A 23,095-nucleotide genomic window follows, 5' to 3' on the forward strand; every position below is an offset into this window, starting at 1 on the left:
TCATTCAGTCGGAGCGGGCACCGAGTGCAGCATCACCGGGTGGTTGCCGTAGGCGTCCACGCCCTCGATCTGCACGCCAAAGCCCCACAGGCGCGCCACATGCCGCAGCACCTCCTGCGTACCGTCGGCCAGCGGGCGGCCCTGGTACTGGGTGTGGCGCAGGGTCAGGCTGCGGTCACCGCGCAGGTTCACGTTCCACACCTGGATGTTGGGCTCGCGCGTGCCCAGGTCGTACTGCTGCGACAGCAACTGGCGCAGGTTGCGGTAGCCGTTTTCGTCGTGGATCTCGCTGACCAGCAACTCGCTCTGGCGCGTGTCGTCGTGCAGGGCGAACAGGCGCATCTCGCGCATCAGGTGCGGGCTCAGGTACTGGCCGATGAAGCTCTCGTCCTTGAAGTTGCGCATGGCATGGTCGAGCGCGGGCAGCCAGGGGGTGCCCGCGATGTCGGGGAACCATTGCCGGTCTTCGGCCGTCGGGTTCTGGCAGATGCGCTGGATGTCGCGGTACATGCCAAAACCCAGTGCGTAGGGGTTGATACCGCTGTAGGCGCGGTGCCCCACGGGGGGCTGGAAGATGACGTTGGTGTGCGAGCCCAGCCACTCCATCATCACCCCGTCGCTGAGGTAGCCCTCGTCGTACAGCGAATTGAGCAGGGTGTAGTGCCAGAAGGTGGCCCAGCCTTCGTTCATGACCTGGCTCTGGCGCTGGGGGTAGAAATACTGCGCGATCTTGCGCACGATGCGCACGATCTCGCGCTGCCAGGGCTCCAGCAACGGCGCGTGCTTCTCGATGAAGTACAGGATGTTTTCCTGCGGCTCCTGCGGAAAGCGGTTGTGCTCCAGCGCTGCGCCGTCCTTGCCGGGGCGCGTGGGCAGGGTGCGCCACAGATCGTTGACCTGCTGCTGGGCATAGGCCTCGCGCTGCGCGCGCTCCAGGCGCTCGCGCGCCAGGTTCTTCTTGGAGGGGCGGCGATAGCGGTCCACGCCGAAGTTGGCCAGCGCATGGCACGAGTCCATGAGCCGTTCCACCTCGTCGAAGCCGTAGCGCTCCTCGCACTGGGCCACGTAGTCCTTGGCGTAGACCAGGTAGTCGATGATGGAGGAGGCGTCCGTCCACATGCGAAACAGGTAGTTGCCCTTGAAGAAGCTGTTGTGCCCGTAGGCGGCATGGGCGATCACCAGGGCCTGCATGGCCGTGGTGTTCTCCTCCATCAGGTAGCTGATGCAGGGGTTGGAGTTGATGACGATCTCGTAGGCCAGGCCCATGTGGCCGCGCCGGTAGCGCCGCTCGGTGGCCAAAAATTCCTTGCCGTAGCTCCAGTGGCGGTAGTTCACCGGCATGCCCACGCTGGAATAGGCATCCATCATCTGCTCGGCGGTGATGACTTCGAGCTGGTTGGGGTAGGTGTCGAGGCCGAAACGCTCGGCGGTGGCGGCGATCGCAGCGTGGTAGCGCTCGATCAGCTCGAAGGTCCAGTCACTCGGATCGGGCAGCGGCTGCGCGGGCCGCGCCCCCGCGGGCAGGGGCTGCTCGGGCACGGTGCGGTGGCGGCGCTCACCGACGACGGCGGTCTTCCAGGGGTTGTCGCGCAGGCGCCGCTCCAGCACCGGGTACTGGGCCATGTGGTTCATAACTGCACCCCCTCTTTCTTGAAGAGGTCGCGGAACACGGGATAGATGTCGCCCGGCTCGGAGACCTTGCGCATGGCGAAGTGCGAAAACTGCGACTGCAGCTGGCTGTACTCCTCCCACAGGTTCTGCTCTTCCTGGGCCACCTGCACATAGGCAAAGTAGCGCACCAGCGGCAGTATCCGGTCCACCAGCAGGCTGCGGCAATTGCCGCTGTCGTTGGTGAAGTTGTCGCCATCGCTGGCCTGGGCGGCATAGATGTTCCAGTCCCCCGCAGGGTAGCGCGCGCGGATGATCTGGTCGAGCAGCACCAGCGCGCTGCTGACCACCGTGCCGCCGCTCTCGGTGGAGTGAAAGAACTGCTCCTCGCTGACCTCGGCGGCCTGCGTGTGGTGGCGGATGAAGACGATGTCGATCTTCTCGTAGTGCCGCGTGAGGAACAGGTATAGCAGGATGAAGAAGCGCTTGGCCAGGTCCTTGCGCGCCTGGTCCATGGAGCCCGAGACGTCCATCAGGCAGAACATCACGGCCTGACTGTTGGGCACCGGCACCTGCACGCGGGAGCGAAAGCGCAGGTCGATGGGGTCCAGGTAAGGGATGCGACCGGTGCGCTCCTTGAGCTCCTCGATGCGCAGCCGCAGCGCAACCGCTTCGTCGGTGGTGCCGTTGCCTTCTTGCACCAGGGCATCGAGCTGCACCTGCAGAGCCGCCCGTTCGCGGTGCGCCGACTGGCCCAGCGCGATGCGCCGCCCCAGCGCACCGCGCATGGTGCGCAGCACCGCCAGGTTGTTGGGAATGCCGTTCTGGCTGTAGCCGGCGCGGCGCGGCTTGTACTTCGGGGTCTCGCCGATGTGCGTGCGCAGCAGATTGGGCAGCGCCAGGTCCTCGAAGAAGAGCTGCATGAACTCTTCCTTGGTCAAGGTGAAGGTGAAGTCGTCCTCCCCCTCCCCGCTGTCGCTGGCCTGCGAGCCACCACTGCCCCCTGCCCCGCCCTGGGGCCGCTGGATGCGGTCGCCGCGCACATGCTCCGCGTTGCCCGGGTGCACCATGTCGCGGATGCCGCCCTGGCCATGGTGGAACACCGGCTCGCCGATGTCCTTTTTGGGAATGCTGATGCTCTCGGCCTGCTCGATGTCACGGATGCCACGCTGCGAAACCGCACGGCGCACGCTCTCGGCGATCTGCTCCTTGAAGCGTCGCACAAAGCGTTCGCGGTTACCCACCGATTTGTTCTTGCCGGCGAGCCTGCGGTCGATGATTTGCAATGCCATCCCTTGCCCCCATCATGGGCCAGCGCACCGGTGGGATGCACTGGCAAAACCTTCAAGAGCCTGTTGGCCGCTGCGCTAGCTGCTCTTGCGCACGCGCAGGTACCACTCGCACAGCAGCCGCACCTGCTTGGGCGTATAGCCCTTCTCCACCATGCGGGTGACGAAGTCCTCGTGCTTGCGCGCCTCCTCGGCGCTGCCCTTGGCGTTGAAGCTGATCACGGGCAGAAGCTCCTCTGTGTTGGAGAACATCTTCTTCTCGATCACCAAGCGCAGCTTCTCGTAGCTGGTCCAGCTCGGGTTGTTGCCCTGGTTGTTGGCGCGCGCGCGCAGCACGAAGTTGACGATCTCGTTGCGGAAATCCTTGGGGTTGGCGATGCCCGCCGGCTTCTCGATCTTTTCGAGCTCGGCGTTGAGCGCGCCGCGGTCGAAGACCTCGCCGGTATCGGTGTCGCGGTACTCGTTGTCCTGGATCCAGTAGTCGGCGTAGGTGACGTAGCGGTCAAAGATGTTCTGCCCGTACTCGCTGTAGCTCTCCAGGTAGGCCGTCTGGATCTCCTTGCCGATGAACTCGGCATAGCGCGGCGAGAGGGACTCCTTGATATAGCTGGTGTACTTGGTTTCCAGCTCGGCAGGGAACTGCTCGCGCTCGATCTGCTGCTCCAGCACGTACATCAGGTGCACCGGGTTGGCCGCCACCTCGGCACTGTCGAAGTTGAACACCTTGGACATGATCTTGAACGCAAAGCGCGTGGAGATGCCGGTCATGCCCTCGTCCACGCCCGCGTAATCGCGGTACTCCTGGTAGCTCTTGGCGCGCGGGTCGGTGTCCTTCAGGCTCTCGCCGTCGTACACCTGCATCTTGCTGAAAATGCTGGAATTCTCGGGCTCCTTCAGGCGCGTGAGGATGGCGAACTGCGACATCATCTTCAGCGTGCCCGGCGCGCACACGGCGTTGCCCAGCGACGATTCGCGGATCAGCTTTTCGTAGATTCGGATCTCCTCGCTCACGCGCAGGCAGTACGGCACCTTGACGATGTAGATGCGGTCCAGGAAGGCCTCGTTGTTCTTGTTGTTGCGAAACGCCTTCCACTCGCTCTCGTTGCTGTGGGCCAGCACCACGCCATCGAACGGGATGGCACCAAAGCCTTCCGTGCCCTTGTAGTTGCTCTCCTGGGTGGCGGTGAGCAGCGGGTGCAGCACCTTGATGGGCGCCTTGAACATCTCCACGAATTCCAGCAGGCCCTGGTTGGCCAGGCACAGGCCGCCGCTGTAGCTGTAGGCGTCGGTGTCGTCCTGGGCGAAGGTTTCGAGCTTGCGGATGTCCACCTTGCCCACCAGGCTCGATATGTCCTGGTTGTTCTCGTCGCCCGGCTCGGTCTTGGCAATGCCCACCTGCTTCAGGATGCTGGGGTAGCGCTTGACCACCTTGAACTGGCGGATGTCGCCACCGAACTCCTCGAGCCGCTTGACCGCCCAGGGCGAGAGCACGCGCTGCAGGTAGCGCCGGGGAATGCCGAACTGCTCCTCGAGCACCGGGCCGTCCTCCACCGCGTCGAACAGGCCCAGCGGCGACTCGTTCACCGGCGAGCCCTTGATCGCATAGAACGGCACCTTCTGCATCAGGTACTTGAGCCGCTCGGCAATGGAGCTCTTGCCACCGCCCACCGGGCCCAGCAGGTAGAGGATCTGCTTGCGCTCCTCCAGCCCCTGCGCAGCGTGGCGAAAGAAGCTGACCACCTGCTCGATGGAATCCTCCATGCCGTAGAACTCGGCGAACGCGGGGTAGCGCTTGATCACCTTGTTGGCGAAGAGGCGCGACATGCGCGGATCGTTGCGCGTGTCGACCGTCTCGGGATCCCCAATGGCGGCCAGCATGCGCTGGGCCGCCGTGGCATACGTCATGGGATCACGCTTGCACTCGGCGAGGTACTCGTCGATCGACATTTCCTCTTCACGGCTACGGGCGTAACGCGAGGCGAAATTGCTGATGGCATCCATACGACCTCCTGTGGTGGCACCCTGCGCATGGGTGCCACGGTTTGCAGTGGGAATCGCTAACGGCTCCGGTCCTTTGTAGCACCACGGCCTGCCATTGAACAGGGTAATAGCGCAGGCATGCCGTGCTTTTTTCCAGGGCCATGCACGCTTGGGTAGAGCATGGCACACTGCAGAAAGTTCAGCCGTCCATCACCACTGCAAGAGGACCCTGCAGATCAGCACCTGTCACCAGGCGCAGGGCTGGTATTGGCGGGTCGGCCCTGGCCGCCGCCCGCAAGCTTTGGGCAGGGACCTACCCTTCCTGCTGGTGCGCGCGCATGATCTGGTGGCGCTGCCAGTAGTGGCCCACGGTGGCGTTGAAATCGTCTTTCTCTTTCTTCAGGCCACCGAGCTTGATCTTGCTGGTCTTGGCGCCAAGGCCCAGGGCATTTTTCTCGGGGTGGGTGACGACGAGCGCATTGCCAAAGCTGCTTTCCTTGAATTCCAAGGCCTTGACCGCATCCCAGAACACGGTGGTGCCGTCGGCCGAGGTGCTGATGCCGTCGATGCTGACCGTCACCGTCTCGCTGCCCTTCAAGGCGAACTGCACCGGCGGAAAATACTGCAGCACCAGCGCGCGCTCCTCGTCGGTGGCGGGCTCGTAGCGGTAGGCCAGGCTGCGTTCGTGGTCGGCGGCAAAGGCCTGCTCGTATTCGCCCCACAAGCGCTGCTCGATGGCATCGGCCGTGAGAATCTGCTGCGCCCAGGTGGCAACAGGCGCCCGCGTGACGATGGCGCCATAGTCGCTCTCGGGCAGCCTCACCCCCACGGCACGCATGCGCTCGGTCATGGCAGGGTGCGAGTCGAACGGGTGGGGCACGTTGGCGGACTTCATCTCCTGCAGAAAGTCGGCCGATGCGGCATAAGGCGGCAGCCCCTGGGCCACATAGCTGGCAATGCCCAGCGCGGCGGAATCGTGCTTGCGGTTCTGGCCGAAGAGCTCGCTCTCGATCTTGGAGCGGTACTGCGCGTAGGCCGCAATCTTGATCAGCGACTGCGCGATCGCATCGGGCGAGATGAGCTTGGCGGCGATGCGGTCGGCCTTGAACTCGCGCTCACGGCTTTCGCGCGCCAGGGCCACCTCGAAGATCATGCGGTACAGGTCGAGCAGCGGTGCGACCACCGCCGTGAGCCCGCCGGTGCGCATCGCATGGCGGTAGTGGTCGTACTGGCTGATCTTGGGGCCCAGCAGCGCGCTGCTCTTGGTGTCGCCACCGCGCAGGTGGGCCAGCTCGTGGCCGAAGACAGCATCGGCTTCCGACTGGTCCAAGAGGCGCAGCAAGGGGATGCTCACGAACAGGGTGCGCCCCGTGAGCTGCTGCCCACCGACGGTGAGCGGCGCCTCGGTGACGAAGAAGTTGGCGTCGATGCCGGCCACGATGTGCCTGGGCGGCTCGGTCTTGAGGCGGCCCGCCATGTGGCGGATGCGCTTCCACAGCAGCGGCGCATCGGCCTCGGTCACGAGTTCTCCGTCCACACCGTTGCGCAACTGCACGCGCTTGAAGATGCCCTTGACGGCCAAGAACACGCCGCCGGCGACCAGAATCCCCACCAGGATGATGAGCTTGGGCGAATACTTGTGGAAAAAGAAGGCCGTCACCCAGAACGACAGCCACACCGCCAGCGCACCCTGCACCACCAGCGAGGCGGCGCTGGCCCAGGTGGTCAGATGCCAGCCGGTGACGAAGCTGGTGTACTGCATCTTGCGGTCCACAAAGGCCAAGGCGCCCAGGCCCAGCACCGCCACCAGCAGCACTGCGCCGGCCACCATGCTCCAAAGCGAGACCTTGCGCACCAGGTTGAACTGCCACAGCTCGCCATAGGTCTCGCACATCGCCTCGCGGTAATCCGCCACCTGAGGGCTCTTGTTGGTGCAGATCGTGGACGGCGGGTTGGCCCGGTAGAAGTCTTTTTGCGCCTGCTTCTCGGCCGCGGGCATGCCCTTTTCGGCGTCGATGCGCTGGCTGATGCGGGTGATGAACTGAGCGTCCTCATCGCGCTGCGCATAGCCGGTGAACAGGTAGGCCGCCAGCGGGATCAGGAACAGCGAGAGCAGCGAATAGGCAAAGACCTTGGCCAGGCCCACGCGCAGGGCAGGTGCAATGTTCATACGGGAAGCGGATTGTTTGGTATGGTTTTTCCGGCCATGGAGCCTGGGCGTTGGCACGCAACACCCCTTTCCTCACTCCATCGCGGCGGATTATCGGCAAACATCTGCTTTCCGCCAGTCGCACAAGGTAACAATTCGATAGCGCGCCGCGAAGTGCCCTGGGCGATGCACACCACCCGGTCGGGACGGTGGGGCCCTTGCTGGCTGACTTAAAATGGCCGGTTCCACCCTCTCGAACGTGGAGGCAGCCCCCGGGCGGCCCCACCACCAGCCCTACCCCATGAGCTCGCCCCTGCAACAAACCGGCCTCGACAGCCTTTCCAAGTCCTTTGAACCCGCCGCCCTGGAGGCCCATTGGGGCCCCGAATGGGAACGCCGTGGCTACGGTGTAGCGGGCTTTCGGGGCACCGGCGTAGCGCAGGCGGGCGAGCCGGCGTTTTCCATACAGCTGCCGCCACCCAATGTGACCGGCACGCTGCACATGGGCCATGCGTTCAACCAGACGATCATGGACAGCCTGACGCGCTACCACCGCATGCGCGGCTTCAACACGGCCTGGGTGCCCGGCACCGACCACGCCGGCATCGCCACGCAGATCGTGGTGGAGCGCCAGCTGCAGGAGCAGGGCATCAGCCGCCACGACATGGGCCCCACCCCGCCCGAAGCACGCAAGAACTTCGTCGCCAAGGTCTGGGAGTGGAAGGAACAGAGCGGCAACACCATCACCACGCAGATGCGCCGCATGGGCGACAGCGTGGACTGGAGCCGCGAATACTTCACCATGGACGACAAGCTCTCCAAGGTGGTGACCGACACCTTCGTGAAGCTCTATGAGCAGGGCCTGATCTACCGCGGCAAGCGCCTGGTGAACTGGGACCCCAAGCTGCAGTCCGCCGTGTCCGACCTCGAAGTCGAGAGCGAAGAGAAGGACGGCTCGCTGTGGCACATCGCCTACCCGTTGGCCGACGGTTCTGGCAGCCTCACCGTGGCCACCACCCGCCCCGAGACCATGCTGGGCGACGTGGCGCTGATGGTGCACCCCGAGGACGCGCGCTACACGCACCTGATCGGCAAGAACGTGGTGCTGCCCCTGGTGGGCCGCGAGATCCCCATCATTGCCGACGACTATGTGGACAAGGAGTTCGGCACCGGCGTGGTCAAGGTCACGCCTGCGCACGACCCGAACGACTATGCCGTGGGCCAGCGCCACCAACTGCCGATGATCGTGGTGCTGACGCTGCAGGCCACCATCAACGACAACGCCCCTGAAAAATACCGCGGCCTGGACCGCTTCGTGGCGCGCAAGGCCATCGTGGCCGACCTGGAAGCCTCGGGCGCGCTGGTGGAGACCAAGAAGCACAAGCTCATGGTGCCCATCTGCACCCGCACCGGCCAGGTGGTCGAGCCCATGCTCACGGACCAGTGGTTCGTGGCCATGAGCAAGGTGAGTGAGCAGGACCCCACCGGCAAGAGCATCGCCCAGAAGGCCATCGACGCCGTGGCGACCGGTGAGGTGACCTTCGTGCCCGAGAACTGGGTGAACACCTACAACCAGTGGATGAACAACATCCAGGACTGGTGCATCAGCCGCCAGCTGTGGTGGGGCCACCAGATCCCGGCCTGGTACGACGAAGACGGCAACGTGATCGTGGCCCGCAACGAAGCCGAAGCCCAGGCCAAGGCCCCGGGCAAGACGCTGCGCCGCGACGAGGACGTGCTCGATACCTGGTATTCCTCCGCCCTGGTGCCCTTCTCCACCATGGGCTGGCCCGAGCAGGGCGACGGCCCGACCGACGACTACAACCTGTATCTGCCCTCTTCGGTGCTGGTGACGGGCTACGACATCATCTTCTTCTGGGTCGCCCGGATGATCATGATGACCACGCACTTCACGGGCCGCGTGCCGTTCAAGCACGTGTACATCCACGGCCTGGTGCGCGACGCGCAGGGCAAGAAGATGAGCAAGTCCGAGGGCAACGTGCTCGACCCGGTGGACCTGATCGACGGCATCGCCCTGGACCCACTGCTCGACAAGCGCACCACCGGCCTGCGCAAGCCCGAGACCGCGCCCACGGTGCGCAAGAACACGCAAAAGGAATTCCCCGAGGGCATCCCCGCCTACGGTGCCGATGCGCTGCGCTTCACCTTTGCGGCGCTGGCCAGCCTGGGCCGCAGCATCAACTTCGACAGCAAGCGCTGCGAGGGCTACCGCAACTTCTGCAACAAGCTGTGGAACGCCAGCCGCTTCGTGCTGATGAACTGCGAGGGCCAGGACTGCGGCCTGAAAGAGCACACCAAGGAAGAGTGCCAGCCCGGCGGCCCCGCCCACGGCTACATGCACTTCAGCCAGGCCGACCGCTGGATTGCGTCGCTGCTGCAGAAGACCGAGGCCGAGGTGGCCAAGGGCTTTGCCGAGTTCCGCCTGGACAACGTGGCCAACACGATCTATGACTTTGTCTGGAACGAGTTCTGCGACTGGTACCTGGAAATCGCCAAGGTGCAGATCCAGACCGGCACCGAGGCCGAGCAGCGCGCCACGCGCCGCACGCTGATCCGCACACTCGAAGCCATCCTGCGCCTGGCGCACCCGATCATCCCGTTCATCACCGAAGCCCTGTGGCAGACGGTGGCGCCGGTGGCCGGCCTGCAAGGCGACTCGGTCAGCATCGCCCGCTACCCCGAGGCGCAGCCGAGCAAGATCGACGAGGCCGCCATTGCGCACATGCAGCGCGTCAAGGGCCTGGTGGACGCCTGCCGCACCCTGCGCGGCGAAATGAACGTCTCGCCATCGACGCGCCTGCCGCTGTACACCGTGGGCGACACCGAGTTCATGCGCGGCGTGGCACCGGTGCTGCAATCGCTGGCCAAGCTCAGCGAAGTGAAGGTGTTCGACGACGAGGCCGCGTGGGCCGCCGCCGCACAGGCCGCACCCGTGGCCGTGGTGGGCGAGGCGCGCATGTGCCTGCACATGGAGATCGACGTCGAGGCCGAGAAGGCCCGTATCTCCAAGGAAATCGCACGCCTGGAGGGCGAATTGGCCAAGGCCAACGCCAAGCTCGGTAACGAAGCCTTCGTGGCCAAGGCCCCGCCTGCGGTGATCGACGAGGCCAAGAAGCGCATTGCCGACTTCACTGCCACGCTGGGCAGATTGCGCGATCAGCTGACACGCCTGGGGTAAAAACCCCGCGATACTGAAGGCAGATACGCCCGGCTCCGTGCCGGGCCCTGCCCTCTTTTGATTCCCCATTCCTGCAAGGAGCCCCATGACCGCTGCATCCGCCATCCGCAAAGCCGTTTTCCCCGTTGCCGGCCTGGGGACACGCTTTCTGCCTGCCACCAAGGCATCGCCCAAGGAAATGCTGCCCGTGGTGGACAAGCCGCTGATCCAGTACGCCGTGGAAGAGGCCTACGCAGCCGGCATCCGCCACATGATCTTCGTGACGGGCCGTAGCAAGCGTGCCATCGAGGACCATTTCGACACCGCCTACGAGCTCGAAAGTGAGCTGGAGGCCGCCGGCAAGCAGGAGCTGCTGGCCCTGGTACGCTCGGTGCAGCCTGACGACATGGACTGCGCCTTCGTGCGCCAGCCCCGCTCGCTGGGCCTGGGCCACGCCGTGCTGTGCGCCGAGCCCCTGGTGGGCAAGGAGCCGTTCGCCGTGCTGCTGGCCGATGACCTGATGGTCGGCCCCAAGGGCGGCCAGCCGGTGCTGGCCCAGATGGCAGCGGCCTTCCGCCAGCAGGGCCGCTCGGTCATTGCCGTGCAGGAGGTGCCCGAGGACCAAGTGCACAAGTACGGCATCGTGGCCGGTGAATCCGCCGGGGGCCCGCTGATCCGCATCGACCGCATCGTCGAAAAGCCCAAGGCCGACGTGGCCCCCTCGCGCATGGGCGTGGCCGGGCGCTACATCCTCACGCCCGGCGTGTTCGACGAGATCCGCAACCAGCCGCGCGGCGTGGGCGGCGAGATCCAGTTGACCGACGGCATCGCCCGCCTGATGCAGCACGAGGCCGTCTACGCCTTCCAGTACGAAGGCAAGCGCTACGACTGCGGCAGCAAGGAGGGCTTCCTCGAAGCCACGGTGGAACTCGCCCTGGAGCACCCCCAGGTGGGCGCCCACTTCCGTGAATACCTCAAGGGGTTGAGCCTGTAAGTTACGCCTTCATGCCGCACCGGTTGCGGCACGCCCACAAAAAAGTCCTCCTGCTGCAAGCGCAGCTGGAGGACTTTGTGTTGTGGAGCGAGGACTTTGCTCGCTCCATCCAGACCATCGCCTTTACCTGCGGCGCAGGACGTGGATGAACTCTTTCGCCTCGTCCGCCCCTTCGGTCGTCTGCTCCACCAGCTCATTGCCCGTCTGCTTGGCAAACGCCTGAAAGTCGCGCACCGAGCCCACGTCGGTGGACACGACCTTGAGCAACTGGCCGCTGGCCAAGTCGGCCAGCGCCTTCTTGGCCTTGAGGATGGGCAGCGGGCAGTTCAGTCCGCGCGTGTCGATTTCTTTGTGGATGTCCATGGTCGTCAGTCCTTTGGCGGCAGGTCCAGGCCGCGGCGTCGCTCTGCATTTTCTTCGGCGGTGAAGAACACCGGCTCGTGCCCGCGCGTGCGCAGCCAGTCGGCCAGCGCATAGCCGGTGCCGGCGGGCCAGCACTTGAGGTCAGCCAGATCGTACATCCGGTAGTCCACCAGCTCGGGCGACAGCTTCACCTCGCCATGGGCCACCACATGGTAGGCAATGATGACCTGGTTCATGCGCATGAATTCGTACGCCCCCACCAGGGTGGTGGCGGTCACGTCGAGGTTCGTCTCTTCCTTGACCTCGCGGGCGATGCCTTCCTGCGGCGATTCGCCCGCCTCCATGAAGCCGGTGATCAGCGCGAACATCTTGCCCGGCCACGCCGCATTGCGCGCCAGCAGCACCTGGCCGTTGACCTCCACGATGGCGGCGAGTACCGGCGTGGGGTTGTTCCAGTGCGTCCAGCCGCAGGCCGGGCAGCGAAGGCGCTGCTTGTCGCCACCATCCTCTGCCACGGTGATGAGGGCCAGCGGTGTGCCGCAATGGGTGCAATGGCGGGGTTCGTACTGCATGTTGCTCTTGATTTTATAGCATCAACCGCTCCGGATGTGGGCGGGCTGTTGCATGGATTGGTTCATCGTGCGGGGCCGGCGGGCCGCGCCACCACAGCGTAGCAGCGGTGGCCGGCCAGCGCCGTCACGCGGGGAACACCCCGGTGGAAAGGTAGCGGTCGCCCCGGTCGCAGACCACGAAGACGATGGTCGCATTGCTCACGCGCTGCGACAACTGCAGCGCCGCCCAGCAGGCCCCTGCTGCCGAAATGCCGCCGAAGATGCCCTCCTCGCGCGCCAGGCGCCGGGCCATGTCCTCGGCATCGTCCTGGCTCACGTTCACGGTCTCGTCCACGGCGCGCGGGTCGAAGATCTTGGGCAGGTATTCCTGCGGCCACTTGCGGATGCCGGGGATGCGCGAGCCCTCCTGCGGCTGGGCGCCGATGATCTGGATCCCGGGGTTCTTTTCCTTCAAGAAGCGAGACACCCCCGTGATGGTGCCCGTGGTGCCCATGGCGCTCACGAAGTGGGTGATGCGCCCATTGGTCTGCTCCCACAGCTCGGGGCCCGTGGTCTCATAGTGGATGCGCGGGTTGTCGGCATTGGCGAACTGGTCCAGCACCTTGCCCTCGCCGCGCTTTTGCATGGCCTCGGCCAGGTCGCGCGCATGCTCCATGCCGCCGCTCTTGGGCGTGAGCACCAGGTCCGCACCAAAGGCCTTCATGGTCTGGGCACGTTCGACCGACAGGTCTTCGGGCATCACCAGCACCATGCGGTAACCCTTGATCGCCGCCGCCATGGCCAGCGCGATGCCGGTGTTGCCCGAGGTCGCCTCGATGAGGGTATCGCCCGGGCGGATGTCGCCGCGCTCTTCGGCCCGGCGGATCATCGACAGCGCCGGCCGGTCTTTCACCGAGCCCGCAGGGTTGTTGCCTTCGAGCTTACCCAGGATCACGTTGCCCCGCGCGGTGCTGTCTGCCGCCCCAATGCGCTGCAGCGCCACCAGCGGCGTCTTGCCAATCGCGTCTTCAATCGTCGGATATTTCATGCGCCCTACTGTGCCATAATTTGAGTCTTCACGAATTCCCTGCCCGGGTGGTGAAATTGGTAGACGCAGGGGACTCAAAATCCCCCGCCGCAAGGCGTGCCGGTTCGATTCCGGCCCCGGGCACCATGGCTTTCTTGCTATGGTTTTTGATGGAATAGGCGCAGGCTTCGGCGCATCCCGCGCTTCAAACTCCTTCCAAAGACTCCCCACTCACCCTGCCCGCACGCACTGCATTCCAGTAGCGATGCCGCGTTTTTCCACGCTTGTGGATCCTCAGGTGGTACTCGATTCGCACCACGCTGCAGCGCTGGGTGTCCACTTCCACCGTCCTTGGGTATCGGTCGTGCTAGCCGCCGTCGGCAGCGGTACACAGCCCACACACCTCTCTTTTGGAGTGGGGAGCTTCGCTCTCGGCAGCTTCCAGAGCGCAGTGAGCCTCTGGTGTTGCCTGAATGAGTCAGGGGCGGCAGCAAGGAGTTTCTTGCAATCTGTCGTACCTATACTCGGTCCCACAAAAAGGGAGGGATTTCGTATGAACAGGATTTGCGCTGCCACGCTGGCCGCGTGTATCGGATTGGGCGGGTGCGCGACACCGTACTCAAGCTCAGGATTGACAGGCGGCTTTTCTCAGGAGCCGGTCAACGACCGATTGGTCAAAGTCAATTTTTTTGGGAACGGCTATATCACTGCGGACCGAGTTCAGACGTTCGCGCTGTACCGTTGCGCGGAGATGGCGCGCGAAGCCAGGAAACCGTACTTCACGCTTTACGATAGCCTGCAAGCCGCAGCCCGGAATCTGCCGTCCGAAAAGCCCCGGGTGGGAACCCTCGGCGGCAAACCAATTGCGTTTGCGTTTATTGCGCTGCAAGACGCGCCGAGTGCTGGCGCACGTGAAGCGAGCGCCGTCTTGGCTGAGTTGGGCCCCCTGGTTCAACCGAGCGCCTATCCGGCGGGAGGGCAGCGATGAACAGCAAGCCCTTGGGCAAGGTCGCCGTGATCGCAGCGGTTGCCGCAATTTTGCAAGGCTGTGTCACAACCTATGTTCCACAGCCTGACGAGCCAATGGTCACTGTGCGCACAGTGGGCTTCGGCCGGCCCCAACTGTGCAAGGATGGCAAGTACTATTTCGCCCCCCCGGCCAAAGGCATAGACAACGCCGTCAGCATCCCCGCTGCCAGCCGTGTCACAGTGGGCGCCCATCTGGTCTCTGACGGCTATCAGGTCGTTCACTACTGCCGGCCGTTCCTCAGCTTTGAACCCAAGCTCGGCCAAATGTACTTCATGAACAGCGCCTTGAGCGGCGATGGCCGGTGCGGCGTGGAGCTGGTGCGCGAAGATCGTGCGAGCAAGACCGGGCTGGCGGTCGAGCCTTCCGTGGCCCAACCGGTTTGTTCTGCCGCGAAATAATCCCGGCAACAAGGCAGCTGAAAGGCAGGTCCGAGGGAGTGCCGGAGACGGCCTCCTGTTTAGGCGTGCGATAGCGCCGTTCCGTGGAGAGATGGAACCAGACGCCACCACACCCGAAAGCCTGCGTGTCCAAACGCCGCCATGGAACTACCGCAGTACGTCCGCACACATCCTGGCTTGGCACCGAGGCCTGCTCCGCATTGGCCCTCTTCCATGGCGAAGGGAAACAGCCCACAATACGCAACAGATTGCCAGCGCCCCCCGCAAAGTGTGCTGGTTGGATTTGTGCACGAGTGCCATGGATTTTTTTGCTCTGGTTTTGGCGGAGGTTTTGCGCCCTTCCACGCTAGGTGGGTGCCTGAGACCTCCACCTTCTTGGCTTGACTGCTGCGGTGGGGCCGCGAGACCGACAACCGGGAGGTCCTTCAATGTTCGAAACAGGCCGATGGAATGTGACCGACGCGTCCGGGAAACACGTGGGCGTAGTCGATGGCGACGAGTTCGTGCGCGATGGCGAGCATCTGCTTTACCGCATCGATGGCAATGAGCTTTATTCCGCAGGCCCAGAGGGGCGGCTGTACGGCTTCATCGAGGGCGAGCTGGTGATCGCCCCTGCGACCAGTGCACTGCTGCTGCGGTTCATCAAGGAATAAGCCAACCCCTGCCCCGCTACGGCTTGTGCTCCATGCTGCGGAGCACGTTCTCCCCCGCCTTTTGCACGTGCGCGGCCGACAGCTTGGCCGCCGCCTCACCATCGCCGCGCTCGATGGCGGACACGATGGCGTTCAACTCCTGCAGCGTATGAGGCAATCGCTCGGGCTGGGCCATGGAGATGCGGCGCAGCACCGTCACGCGGTTGTTGAGCTGGCGCAGCATCTGGCCGGCGACGAGGTTGCCGCAGCCGTCGACGAGGATTTCGTAGAACTGGTTCTTGGCCTGGAGCAGCCGGGCCCGGTCCTGCGCCAGGGCGGGTTTGGCCAGTTCGTTGAGCTTGGCGCGCAGGGCGCGCACCTGCTCGGGCGGGGCTTTGAGCGCGAATCCCCTGGCGGCCAGGCTTTCGAGGTGGGCGCGCACTTCGTAGATGTCGCGCACCTCACTGGGTGAGATGGTGCTCACTTCGGGCCCGCGGTGCGGGACGATGGTGATGAGCCCTTCGGCCTGCAGGTGCTGCAGTGATTCGCGCACGCAGGAGCGGCTGACCTCCAGGCTTTCGCACAGTTCCCGCTCCGAGAGCTTCTGGCCGGGCGAAAAGACCCCGTCGAGGATGGCCTGGCGCAGCGCGCTGGTGGCGCGCTCGCGCAGCGAGGTTTCTTCACGGGGCACAGGGAGCATGGCGGTCATTGCGGCATCCTAGCGGATCTTCCTGCAAACAGATTGTCCGACAACATACGATTCTTGCCTTCTGGTACAGCTTTATCATATGATTGTCAGACAATCTTATTGTCTTTAAATTGCGGCGCAGGTTTGCGCTGTTTTTTCATTCCTTTGCCCTCCAGGAGTTTTCATGACCCGAGCCCTCGCCCCCAAGAACCCCGCCCTGTTCGACCAGGGCTTGTCCACCCGCCGCGAGGTACTGGGTGCCGCCTACGTCGACGCCGCGATCCAGAATGCGACGGACTTCAACATCGACATGCAGGAGATGGTGACCCAGTACTGCTGGGGCGATGTGTGGAACCGGCCCGGGCTGGACCGCAAGACGCGCTCGTTCCTGAATCTGGCCATGCTCACGGCGTTGAACCGCCCGCACGAACTCAAGCTGCATGTGCGTGGGGCGATCAACAACGGGCTGACGCGTGACGAGGTGAAGGAAGTGTTCCTGCAAACCGCGATCTACTGCGGCGTGCCCGCAGCGATCGACTCCTTCCGCGTGGCGGCGGAGGTCTTCAAAGAAATGGACAAGTAACGGAGACGAACCAAGGCACCACACCGGGGTGTGGCGCCTTGCGCCCACGGGCCCTGCAACCGACCCTGAGGGGCGGACGGGCTAGGGCCTGTTCACACTAATTTCGGGGATCGCGTTGCGCGGCCTGGGGGCTGGATGCAAAGCGCCCGCGTGCAGCAAGGTGTGCACCTTGCAAGCGCGGGCAACGCCGCAGACGGCCCCCAGGCCGGCCAACCCGAAGGGAAGGCCCTTGCCGGCGCGCCACTCGTTGTTGCGCTCCTTGCGTGTGCAAATGCACACGCTGCGTCACGCGCCTAGACTGTCAGGCCGGCAAGGGCCTTCGCGACCCCGAAATTAGTGTGAACAGGCCCTAAGGCTTGCGAGCCCCCGACGCAATCTCGTCCAGCGCCTGCATGGCCTCTTCGCGGCTGGCCCAGCCGTCGTTGGTGACCAGCGTGTTGTGGCCGTCCACCACCAGGTTGCTGCAGTAGTACCGGCCCGCCTGCTCGCGCAGCGTGGCCGAGTAGGTCGATCCGTCGTACTCACCGAAAACGTTCTCTTCCTGCGGGTCTTGCATCATGGCCTCCTTGTACCTGCCATTGTGCGATGACCTGCAGCCCCGGTGTGTAGGCGCAGCGCGCAGGGCCTGCCCAAACCGGCAGGCCGCGAGCGCCGTGTGGGTCAGTTGTTCTGCCTGCGCACCAGGTGGCGGCCGGTGTCGGTGATGGCCAGTTGGCCCGATGCGTTCTTGGTGATGAAGCCGTGCTCGTACAAACGCCCGGACATATGCTCCTTCAGCGCCGAAGTGACGCTGATGTTCTCCATCTCCAGGTGCTTGAGGGTGGCGATTTCGTCCACCGTGGGCTCGAAATGGGGGGCATGGTAGACGGGGTTGTAGTTCGCGTTCAATGTCATGACGGCTCCTTGATGAAATAGTGAAGGTATGAGGTGCCTGCATGGCCCGGGGCGTTGCCCCAAAGGCCATACACGCGGTGTGACCCACGCGCACCGCATACGTTCCGTCCATCTTTCCACTCGGGCTGTAGGACCAAGGAGGACGCGGCCCTCACCCCACCATTGCCCGCGCCACCAGCGTAGACCTGTCCGCTGCGGGGCGCAAGCGGGGGAGCTCCTTGATCAGGCACTGCCCCGAGCGGCCTCCTGGAGCCATTGCGAAAACGCTGCCAGAACCGGCGACTGCACATGCGCGGGGCTCACCAGGTAGTAGCCGCGCTCGCCCTGCAGCGGCTGGTTGCAGGCCACCACCAGCTCGCCGCGCGCCAGCTCGGCTTCGATGAGCAGGGGCGGGATCAGCGCCACGCCCAGGCCGCAGGTGGCGGCCACGGCCAGCATGGAGAACAGCTCGTAGCGCGGGCCGTCGAGCGCATGGGGTGCATCCACGCCCATGGCCTCGAACCATTGGCGCCAGCCGTAGGGGCGCGTGCTTTGCTGCAGCAGGGGCAGCTCGGTCAGCACGGCAGGGGCCACGGGCTGGTAGGCGCGGCCCAGGCCGCGCTGGGCGGCGGCTTCAAGCAGGCGTGGGCTGCACACGGGCACCACGTCCTCGGTCATGAGCAACTGCGCGGTGATACCAGGCCAGTTGGCCACCTGCTCGGCCGTGCCGGCGTACAGGGCGGCGTCGAACGGGGCGTCGGCAAACAGAAAGGGCCGGGTCTGCGTCTCGATATGCACCACGATGTCGGGGTGCTGCTGCGCCAGCAGCGGCAGGCGCGGTATCAGCCAGCGGGTGGCAAAGGTGGGCACGGCCGCCAGCGACAAGGTGCCGCCCTGGCCCTGGTGGGCCATCACGTCGAGCGTGTCGCGCTCGAGCCCCTGCAGCCAGCGCGCGACCTGGCGGCCATAGTGCGCCCCAGCGGGCGTGAGCACCACGCCATGGCGCGTGCGCCGGAACAGCGCCACGCCCAGAAACTCTTCGAGCGCCTGGATCTGGCGCGACACGGCGCTTTGGGTGAGCGACAGCTCCTGCGCGGCGCGGGTGTAGCTCTCGTGCCGGGCGGCGACTTCAAAACAGGCCAGTGCCTGGGTAGAGGGAATATTGCGGCGCATGCTGAACAGGAACTTGGAAACACTTTGAACCTGCAAATTAGCAGCTCAAATTGAGCTACCAGTATTCCATACATTCCAAAAACGCATTTCTGGATGAAAAGAACTCGCTTGCTGACAGGCAGCGACAGGCCTACGATGGCACCCATTCGCAGCACGGCCTCGTACCGTGCCCCCCTCTTTCATCTGCTTCTTCACGGAGACACGCACCATGGCCAAAAACGCCGCCTTCCATTGGGACGACCCTTTTCTTCTCGACCAGCAACTGAGCGATGACGAGCGCATGGTGCGCGACGCGGCTGCGGCCTACTGCCAGGACAAGCTGGCACCGCGCGTGCTCGACGCCTTCCGCCACGAGAAGATGGACACCACCATCTTCCGCGAGATGGGCGAAGTGGGCCTCTTGGGCCCCACCATCCCCGAGCAATACGGCGGCCCGGGCCTGAACTACGTGGCCTACGGCCTGATCGCCCGCGAGGTGGAGCGCGTGGATTCGGGCTACCGCTCGATGGCCAGCGTGCAGAGCTCGCTGGTGATGGTGCCGATCTATGAATTCGGCACCGAAGCCCAGCGCCAGAAGTATTTGCCCAAGCTGGCCAGCGGCGAGTGGATCGGCTGCTTCGGCCTGACCGAGCCCGACCACGGCTCGGACCCCGGCAGCATGGCCACGCGCGCCTACAAGGTGGAGGGCGGCTACAAGCTCAAGGGCAGCAAGATGTGGATCACCAACAGCCCCGTGGCCGACGTGTTCGTGGTCTGGGCCAAGGAAGTTTCCGAAGGCGGCGCCGTGGGCCCCATCCGCGGCTTTGTGCTGGAAAAGGGCATGAAGGGCCTGACGGCCCCGGCCATCCACGGCAAGGTGGGCCTGCGCGCCAGCGTGACGGGCGAGATCGTGATGGACGATGTGTTCGTGCCTGAAGAAAACGCCTTCCCCGAAGTGCAGGGCTTGAAGGGCCCCTTCACCTGCCTGAACAGCGCGCGCTACGGTATTGCCTGGGGCGCGCTGGGCGCGGCCGAGTTCTGCTGGCACACCTCGCGCCAGTACACGCTGGACCGCAAGCAGTTTGGCCGCCCCCTGGCCGCCAACCAGCTGATCCAGAAGAAGCTGGCCGACATGCAGACCGAGATCGCCATCGGCCTGCAGGCCTGCCTGCGCCTGGGCCGCATGAAGGACGAAGGCACCGCTGCGGTGGAAGCCACCTCCCTGATCAAGCGCAACAGCTGCGGCAAGGCGCTGGACATCGCCCGACTGGCCCGCGACATGATGGGCGGCAACGGCATCAGCGACGAGTTCGGCGTGGCCCGCCACCTGGTGAACCTGGAGGTGGTGAACACCTATGAAGGCACGCACGATGTGCACGCCTTGATCCTGGGCCGCGCGCAAACGGGTATTGCTGCGTTCAGCAACTAAGCCCAACAAGGGCGCGCCTGCGCGCCCTGCCCTTTTGCGGCCGCTGCCCCTTGCATGGTGCGGCGGCCGTCTGTCCTTTCATGATTTGCAGTTCCTGATCCTATGACCACACCTTCTGTCGGCGCCCTCGATGGCATCAAAGTCCTGGACCTCTCGCGCGTGCTGGCGGGCCCGTGGTGCACGCAGATCCTGGCGGACCTGGGTGCCGACGTGGTCAAGGTGGAGCGCCCCGGCGCGGGCGACGACACGCGCCACTGGGGCCCTCCGTTCCTGAAGGACGCCGAGGGCAACGACACCACGCAGGCCAGCTACTTCACGGCCTGCAACCGCAACAAGCGCTCGGTCACCATCGACATGGCCACGCCCGAAGGGCAGCAACTGATCCGCGACATGGCGCTGCAAAGCGACATCGTGGTGGAGAACTTCAAGGTCGGGGGCCTTAGACAGTACGGCCTGGACCATGCCAGCCTGCGCGCGCTGAACCCGCGCCTGATCTACTGCTCGGTCACCGGTTTCGGGCAGGACGGGCCGTATGCCGAGCGCGCGGGCTACGACCTCATGATCCAGGCCATGACCGGCATGATGAGCATCACCGGCCGGGGCGACGCGGAGCCCGGCGGCGGCCCGCTGCGCGTGGGCGTGGCGCTGACCGACCTGTTCACCGGCGTGTACGCCAGCACAGCCATCGTCGCCGCGCTCAACGTGCGCCAGCGCACCGACGAGGGCCAGCACATCGACATGTCGCTGCTGGACGTGGGCATGGCCATTTTGGCCAACCAGGCCGCGGGCTTTCTGGCCACGGGCAATGCGCCCACACGCCAGGGCAACAGCCACCCGAGCCTGGCGCCCTACCAGGACTTCCCCACGCAGGACGGCGCGATGCTGCTGGCCATTGGCAACGACGGCCAGTTTGCGCGCTTTTGCGCCGCCGCCGGCCAGCCCCAATGGGCCAGCGACGAGCGCTTTGCCACCAACACCCTGCGCGTGAAGCACCGCGCCGAGCTGATCCCGGCCATGGAGGCGCTCACACGCACGCGCACCACGGCCGACTGGATCACCCTGCTCGAAGACAAGGCCGTGCCCTGCGGCCCGATCAACACCATCGCCCAGGCCTTTGACGACGCCCAGGTGAAGGCGCGCGGCCTGGCTGTGGCCCTGCCGCGCTGGAAGGACGGCGAGGCCGGCGACGGTGTGGCCCACATCACCGGCGTGGCCAGCCCGCTGCGCCTATCGGCCAACCCACCCACGCTGCGCAATGCGCCGCCGGCGCTGGGGCAGCACACCGACGAGGTGCTGGCCGAGCTGGGGCTGGATACGGCGCGCATTGCGCAGCTGCGGGCCGCTGGCGTTCTGTAGCACAGGGGCACGACCCTCCCCGAGGCCTGGCCGTATACGCCAGGCCTTTTTCTTTGCCTGGAGGGGTTTGCCCCCTCCGAACGGGCTACAAAAAAGCCGGACACAAACATTTACAACGGCCCATAATGCAGTGGAATGCCTTGGCACGCCGACTGCCATGGCTGCAGTGATCTGTGGAATCCAAGGAGTCCCGTCATGAAGCTCAGCCTCAAGCTCCCCCTGGCCTTTACCGCGTCGCTGTTGCTGCTGTTTGCGGCAGCCCTGTTCGGCATCAGCCGACTGAATCAGGCGCTGGACACCTACCAGACCACCGTGGCGCAGAGTTTTCTGCACGAGCGCATGGCGTCGGACGTGCTCAATGGCTTCAAGGTGCAGGTGCAGGAATGGAAGAACGTGCTGATCCGCGGCAAGGACCCAGCCCAGCTCACGCGCTACTGGGCGGCGTTCGAAAAGCAGGAAAAGTCCGTCAGCGACCAGGCCCAGAAGCTGCTGGCCGCCCTGCCCCCAGGCGAGGGGCGCGAGCATGTGGCGAAATTCGCACTGGCGCACGAACGCATGGGCGCGGCCTACCGCAAGGGCTTCGAGGCCTTCAAGGCGGCTGGCCAGGACGTGGAAGCCGGCGACAAGGCCGTGCAGGGCATGGACCGCGAGCCCTCCCAGTTGCTCGACCAGGCAGGCGAGCTGATCGGCAAGGCCAGCAGTGAAGTGGCCGACCGCGCCGCTGTCACGGCACAGCGCGCCACCACCATCAGCCTGGCGGTGATGCTGGTGGTGTGCGCCCTGGGCATCGGCGGCGCCATTGCCTTCAGCCGCACCGTGACGCAGCCGCTGGGCAATGCCGTGCGGGTGTCGCAGGCCGTGGCCAGTGGCGACCTGACGGTGGCCACCGAGGTGCGCGGCAAGGACGAGATTGCACAACTGCTCAACGCCCTGCACGCCATGCAGGACAGCCTGTCGAACGTGGTGAGCAACGTGCGCACGAATGCCGACAGCGTGGCCCTGGCCAGCGCCGAGATCGCGCAGGGCAACAACGACCTGTCGGCCCGCACCGAGCAGCAGGCCAGCGCACTCGAGGAAACCTCGGCCTCGATGGAGGAACTCAACTCCACCGTGCAGGCCAATGCCGACAACGCCCGCCAGGCCAACCAGCTGGCATTGAACGCGTCTACCGTGGCCGTGCAGGGCGGCGATGTGGTCTCCGAAGTGGTGAAGACCATGAAGGGCATCAACGACAGCAGCAAGAAGATCGCCGACATCATCAGCGTGATCGACGGCATCGCCTTCCAGACCAACATCCTGGCGCTCAACGCGGCAGTGGAAGCCGCCCGCGCAGGCGAACAGGGTCGGGGCTTTGCCGTGGTGGCCAGCGAGGTGCGCAGCCTGGCCGGCCGCAGTGCCGAGGCCGCCAAGGAGATCAAGAGCCTGATCCACGCCAGCGTGGAGCGCGTCGAGCAGGGCACGACCCTGGTCGACAAGGCCGGCGCCACCATGACCGAGGTGGTGGCATCGATCCGCCGCGTGACCGACATCGTCGGCGAGATCAGCGCCGCCAGCAGCGAGCAGAGCCTGGGGGTGTCCCAGGTGGGCGAGGCCATCACGCAGATGGACCAGGCCACGCAGCAGAACGCGGCCCTGGTGGAGGAAAGCGCGGCCGCTGCCGACAGCCTCAAGGTGCAGGCCCAGCAACTGGTGCAGGCCGTGGCCGTGTTCCGGCTGCGCCCGGGTGCCGGTAAAACCCAGGGCGGCAACCCACCCGGGGTGCCCCTGCACCAGGTGCCCCGGCTGGCGGCGGGCTGATTCTCTTCAGACCGCGCC

20 protein-coding genes and 1 tRNA gene are annotated in these 23,095 nt (G+C 65.1%); 10 read left to right on the forward strand and 11 right to left on the reverse strand.

Going from position 1 to position 23,095, the window contains the following annotated elements; genetic code table 11:
* The 4 genes from ACSQ9E_RS21730 to ACSQ9E_RS21745 all read right to left on the reverse strand — a co-directional run bounded on the left by ACSQ9E_RS21730 (position 1) and on the right by ACSQ9E_RS21745 (position 7,047).
* Positions 1-1,623 carry a SpoVR family protein gene (locus ACSQ9E_RS21730; RefSeq protein WP_369819446.1) on the reverse strand — a complete coding sequence of 541 codons (1,623 nt, stop codon included), beginning with the start codon at positions 1,621-1,623 and terminating at the stop codon, positions 1-3.
* A 5-nt stretch (positions 1,624-1,628) separates the two neighbouring features.
* Positions 1,629-2,900: a YeaH/YhbH family protein gene (locus ACSQ9E_RS21735; RefSeq protein WP_057201289.1), complete on the reverse strand. Its 1,272-nt coding sequence runs from the start codon at positions 2,898-2,900 to the stop codon at positions 1,629-1,631.
* Between the two features lie 75 nt (positions 2,901-2,975).
* Positions 2,976-4,898 (reverse strand): PrkA family serine protein kinase, encoded by a 1,923-nt coding sequence (locus tag ACSQ9E_RS21740; RefSeq protein ID WP_057201290.1) that lies wholly within the window; start codon positions 4,896-4,898, stop codon positions 2,976-2,978.
* 292 nt (positions 4,899-5,190) lie between these two features.
* Complete coding sequence (locus ACSQ9E_RS21745) at positions 5,191-7,047, reverse strand: M48 family metalloprotease (protein ID WP_436219177.1); 1,857 nt, start codon at positions 7,045-7,047, stop codon at positions 5,191-5,193.
* Positions 7,048-7,327: 280 nt separating this feature from the next.
* Here ACSQ9E_RS21745 and ACSQ9E_RS21750 point away from each other — a divergent pair, with 280 nt between their 5' ends.
* Entirely contained in the window at positions 7,328-10,225 is a 2,898-nt protein-coding gene (locus ACSQ9E_RS21750; protein WP_436220250.1) for a valine--tRNA ligase, read from the forward strand.
* Positions 10,226-10,310: 85 nt separating this feature from the next.
* A complete protein-coding gene (gene galU / locus ACSQ9E_RS21755) occupies positions 10,311-11,198 on the forward strand; it encodes a UTP--glucose-1-phosphate uridylyltransferase GalU (RefSeq protein ID WP_057264656.1) in 888 nt (295 codons plus the stop codon).
* Between the two features lie 123 nt (positions 11,199-11,321).
* Here the strand turns inward: galU and ACSQ9E_RS21760 are convergent, their stop codons facing one another.
* The 3 genes from ACSQ9E_RS21760 to cysM form a co-directional block, all read right to left on the reverse strand.
* On the reverse strand, positions 11,322-11,561 hold the full coding sequence (locus ACSQ9E_RS21760) for a sulfurtransferase TusA family protein (RefSeq protein ID WP_057201293.1): 240 nt from the start codon (positions 11,559-11,561) through the stop codon (positions 11,322-11,324).
* Positions 11,562-11,566: 5 nt separating this feature from the next.
* Complete coding sequence (locus ACSQ9E_RS21765) at positions 11,567-12,133, reverse strand: NUDIX hydrolase (protein WP_057201294.1); 567 nt, start codon at positions 12,131-12,133, stop codon at positions 11,567-11,569.
* A gap of 124 nt (positions 12,134-12,257) precedes the next feature.
* Entirely contained in the window at positions 12,258-13,160 is a 903-nt protein-coding gene (cysM, locus tag ACSQ9E_RS21770) for a cysteine synthase CysM (protein ID WP_436219178.1), read from the reverse strand.
* A gap of 41 nt (positions 13,161-13,201) precedes the next feature.
* On the opposite strand from cysM, the gene ACSQ9E_RS21775 reads away from it, so the two are divergent.
* The 4 genes from ACSQ9E_RS21775 to ACSQ9E_RS21790 all read left to right on the forward strand — a co-directional run bounded on the left by ACSQ9E_RS21775 (position 13,202) and on the right by ACSQ9E_RS21790 (position 15,220).
* Positions 13,202-13,286: transfer RNA gene (locus tag ACSQ9E_RS21775), tRNA-Leu, on the forward strand.
* A 406-nt stretch (positions 13,287-13,692) separates the two neighbouring features.
* Positions 13,693-14,127, forward strand: coding sequence for a CC0125/CC1285 family lipoprotein (locus ACSQ9E_RS21780; protein ID WP_428002178.1), 435 nt, complete (start codon positions 13,693-13,695; stop codon positions 14,125-14,127).
* A complete protein-coding gene (locus ACSQ9E_RS21785) occupies positions 14,124-14,567 on the forward strand; it encodes a hypothetical protein (RefSeq protein WP_428002179.1) in 444 nt (147 codons plus the stop codon). The genes ACSQ9E_RS21780 and ACSQ9E_RS21785 overlap by 4 nt, the downstream gene beginning before the upstream one ends.
* Before the next feature lie 428 nt (positions 14,568-14,995).
* Positions 14,996-15,220 (forward strand): hypothetical protein, encoded by a 225-nt coding sequence (locus tag ACSQ9E_RS21790; RefSeq protein ID WP_428002180.1) that lies wholly within the window; start codon positions 14,996-14,998, stop codon positions 15,218-15,220.
* 16 nt (positions 15,221-15,236) lie between these two features.
* On the opposite strand, the gene ACSQ9E_RS21795 is transcribed toward ACSQ9E_RS21790, so the two are convergent.
* Positions 15,237-15,908, reverse strand: a complete 672-nt coding sequence (locus ACSQ9E_RS21795; RefSeq protein WP_428002181.1) for a GntR family transcriptional regulator — start codon at positions 15,906-15,908, stop codon at positions 15,237-15,239.
* A 163-nt stretch (positions 15,909-16,071) separates the two neighbouring features.
* Here ACSQ9E_RS21795 and pcaC point away from each other — a divergent pair, with 163 nt between their 5' ends.
* The gene (gene pcaC / locus ACSQ9E_RS21800; protein ID WP_057201302.1) at positions 16,072-16,470 is read left to right on the forward strand and encodes a 4-carboxymuconolactone decarboxylase; all 399 of its coding nucleotides are present in this window, start codon (positions 16,072-16,074) and stop codon (positions 16,468-16,470) included.
* Positions 16,471-16,819: 349 nt separating this feature from the next.
* Here pcaC and ACSQ9E_RS21805 read toward each other — a convergent pair whose 3' ends face one another.
* From ACSQ9E_RS21805 to ACSQ9E_RS21815, 3 genes are all read right to left on the reverse strand, one after another.
* Positions 16,820-17,026, reverse strand: a complete 207-nt coding sequence (locus ACSQ9E_RS21805) for a hypothetical protein (RefSeq protein WP_157412419.1) — start codon at positions 17,024-17,026, stop codon at positions 16,820-16,822.
* Positions 17,027-17,130: 104 nt separating this feature from the next.
* Positions 17,131-17,364 (reverse strand): hypothetical protein, encoded by a 234-nt coding sequence (locus tag ACSQ9E_RS21810; protein ID WP_179683890.1) that lies wholly within the window; start codon positions 17,362-17,364, stop codon positions 17,131-17,133.
* A 222-nt stretch (positions 17,365-17,586) separates the two neighbouring features.
* Positions 17,587-18,516 (reverse strand): LysR family transcriptional regulator, encoded by a 930-nt coding sequence (locus ACSQ9E_RS21815; RefSeq protein ID WP_428002182.1) that lies wholly within the window; start codon positions 18,514-18,516, stop codon positions 17,587-17,589.
* A 208-nt stretch (positions 18,517-18,724) separates the two neighbouring features.
* On the opposite strand from ACSQ9E_RS21815, the gene ACSQ9E_RS21820 reads away from it, so the two are divergent.
* The 3 genes from ACSQ9E_RS21820 (at position 18,725) to ACSQ9E_RS21830 (ending at position 23,077) form a co-directional block, all read left to right on the forward strand.
* Positions 18,725-19,924, forward strand: coding sequence for an acyl-CoA dehydrogenase (locus ACSQ9E_RS21820; protein WP_436177028.1), 1,200 nt, complete (start codon positions 18,725-18,727; stop codon positions 19,922-19,924).
* A gap of 102 nt (positions 19,925-20,026) precedes the next feature.
* Positions 20,027-21,280: a CaiB/BaiF CoA transferase family protein gene (locus ACSQ9E_RS21825; protein ID WP_436219179.1), complete on the forward strand. Its 1,254-nt coding sequence runs from the start codon at positions 20,027-20,029 to the stop codon at positions 21,278-21,280.
* A gap of 195 nt (positions 21,281-21,475) precedes the next feature.
* Entirely contained in the window at positions 21,476-23,077 is a 1,602-nt protein-coding gene (locus ACSQ9E_RS21830; protein WP_436219180.1) for a methyl-accepting chemotaxis protein, read from the forward strand.
* Positions 23,078-23,095 lie beyond the last annotated feature (18 nt).

It is taken from the genome of Acidovorax sp. LjRoot118 (assembly GCF_964253575.1).
Taxonomy (GTDB): Bacteria; Pseudomonadota; Gammaproteobacteria; order Burkholderiales; family Burkholderiaceae_C; genus Acidovorax.

Bases quoted from the DNA above. Each gene is read 5' to 3' on its own strand.
- ACSQ9E_RS21730 (WP_369819446.1), bottom strand. From the start codon at position 1,623: ATGGCCCAGTACCCGGTGCTGGAGCGGCGCCTGCGCGACAACCCCTGG.
- ACSQ9E_RS21735 (WP_057201289.1), bottom strand. From the start codon at position 2,900: ATGGCATTGCAAATCATCGACCGCAGGCTCGCCGGCAAGAACAAATCG.
- ACSQ9E_RS21740 (WP_057201290.1), bottom strand. From the start codon at position 4,898: ATGGATGCCATCAGCAATTTCGCCTCGCGTTACGCCCGTAGCCGTGAA.
- ACSQ9E_RS21745 (WP_436219177.1), bottom strand. From the start codon at position 7,047: ATGAACATTGCACCTGCCCTGCGCGTGGGCCTGGCCAAGGTCTTTGCC.
- ACSQ9E_RS21750 (WP_436220250.1), top strand. From the start codon at position 7,328: ATGAGCTCGCCCCTGCAACAAACCGGCCTCGACAGCCTTTCCAAGTCC.
- galU (WP_057264656.1), top strand. From the start codon at position 10,311: ATGACCGCTGCATCCGCCATCCGCAAAGCCGTTTTCCCCGTTGCCGGC.
- ACSQ9E_RS21760 (WP_057201293.1), bottom strand. From the start codon at position 11,561: ATGGACATCCACAAAGAAATCGACACGCGCGGACTGAACTGCCCGCTG.
- ACSQ9E_RS21765 (WP_057201294.1), bottom strand. From the start codon at position 12,133: ATGCAGTACGAACCCCGCCATTGCACCCATTGCGGCACACCGCTGGCC.
- cysM (WP_436219178.1), bottom strand. From the start codon at position 13,160: ATGAAATATCCGACGATTGAAGACGCGATTGGCAAGACGCCGCTGGTG.
- ACSQ9E_RS21780 (WP_428002178.1), top strand. From the start codon at position 13,693: ATGAACAGGATTTGCGCTGCCACGCTGGCCGCGTGTATCGGATTGGGC.
- ACSQ9E_RS21785 (WP_428002179.1), top strand. From the start codon at position 14,124: ATGAACAGCAAGCCCTTGGGCAAGGTCGCCGTGATCGCAGCGGTTGCC.
- ACSQ9E_RS21790 (WP_428002180.1), top strand. From the start codon at position 14,996: ATGTTCGAAACAGGCCGATGGAATGTGACCGACGCGTCCGGGAAACAC.
- ACSQ9E_RS21795 (WP_428002181.1), bottom strand. From the start codon at position 15,908: ATGACCGCCATGCTCCCTGTGCCCCGTGAAGAAACCTCGCTGCGCGAG.
- pcaC (WP_057201302.1), top strand. From the start codon at position 16,072: ATGACCCGAGCCCTCGCCCCCAAGAACCCCGCCCTGTTCGACCAGGGC.
- ACSQ9E_RS21805 (WP_157412419.1), bottom strand. From the start codon at position 17,026: ATGCAAGACCCGCAGGAAGAGAACGTTTTCGGTGAGTACGACGGATCG.
- ACSQ9E_RS21810 (WP_179683890.1), bottom strand. From the start codon at position 17,364: ATGACATTGAACGCGAACTACAACCCCGTCTACCATGCCCCCCATTTC.
- ACSQ9E_RS21815 (WP_428002182.1), bottom strand. From the start codon at position 18,516: ATGCGCCGCAATATTCCCTCTACCCAGGCACTGGCCTGTTTTGAAGTC.
- ACSQ9E_RS21820 (WP_436177028.1), top strand. From the start codon at position 18,725: ATGGCCAAAAACGCCGCCTTCCATTGGGACGACCCTTTTCTTCTCGAC.
- ACSQ9E_RS21825 (WP_436219179.1), top strand. From the start codon at position 20,027: ATGACCACACCTTCTGTCGGCGCCCTCGATGGCATCAAAGTCCTGGAC.
- ACSQ9E_RS21830 (WP_436219180.1), top strand. From the start codon at position 21,476: ATGAAGCTCAGCCTCAAGCTCCCCCTGGCCTTTACCGCGTCGCTGTTG.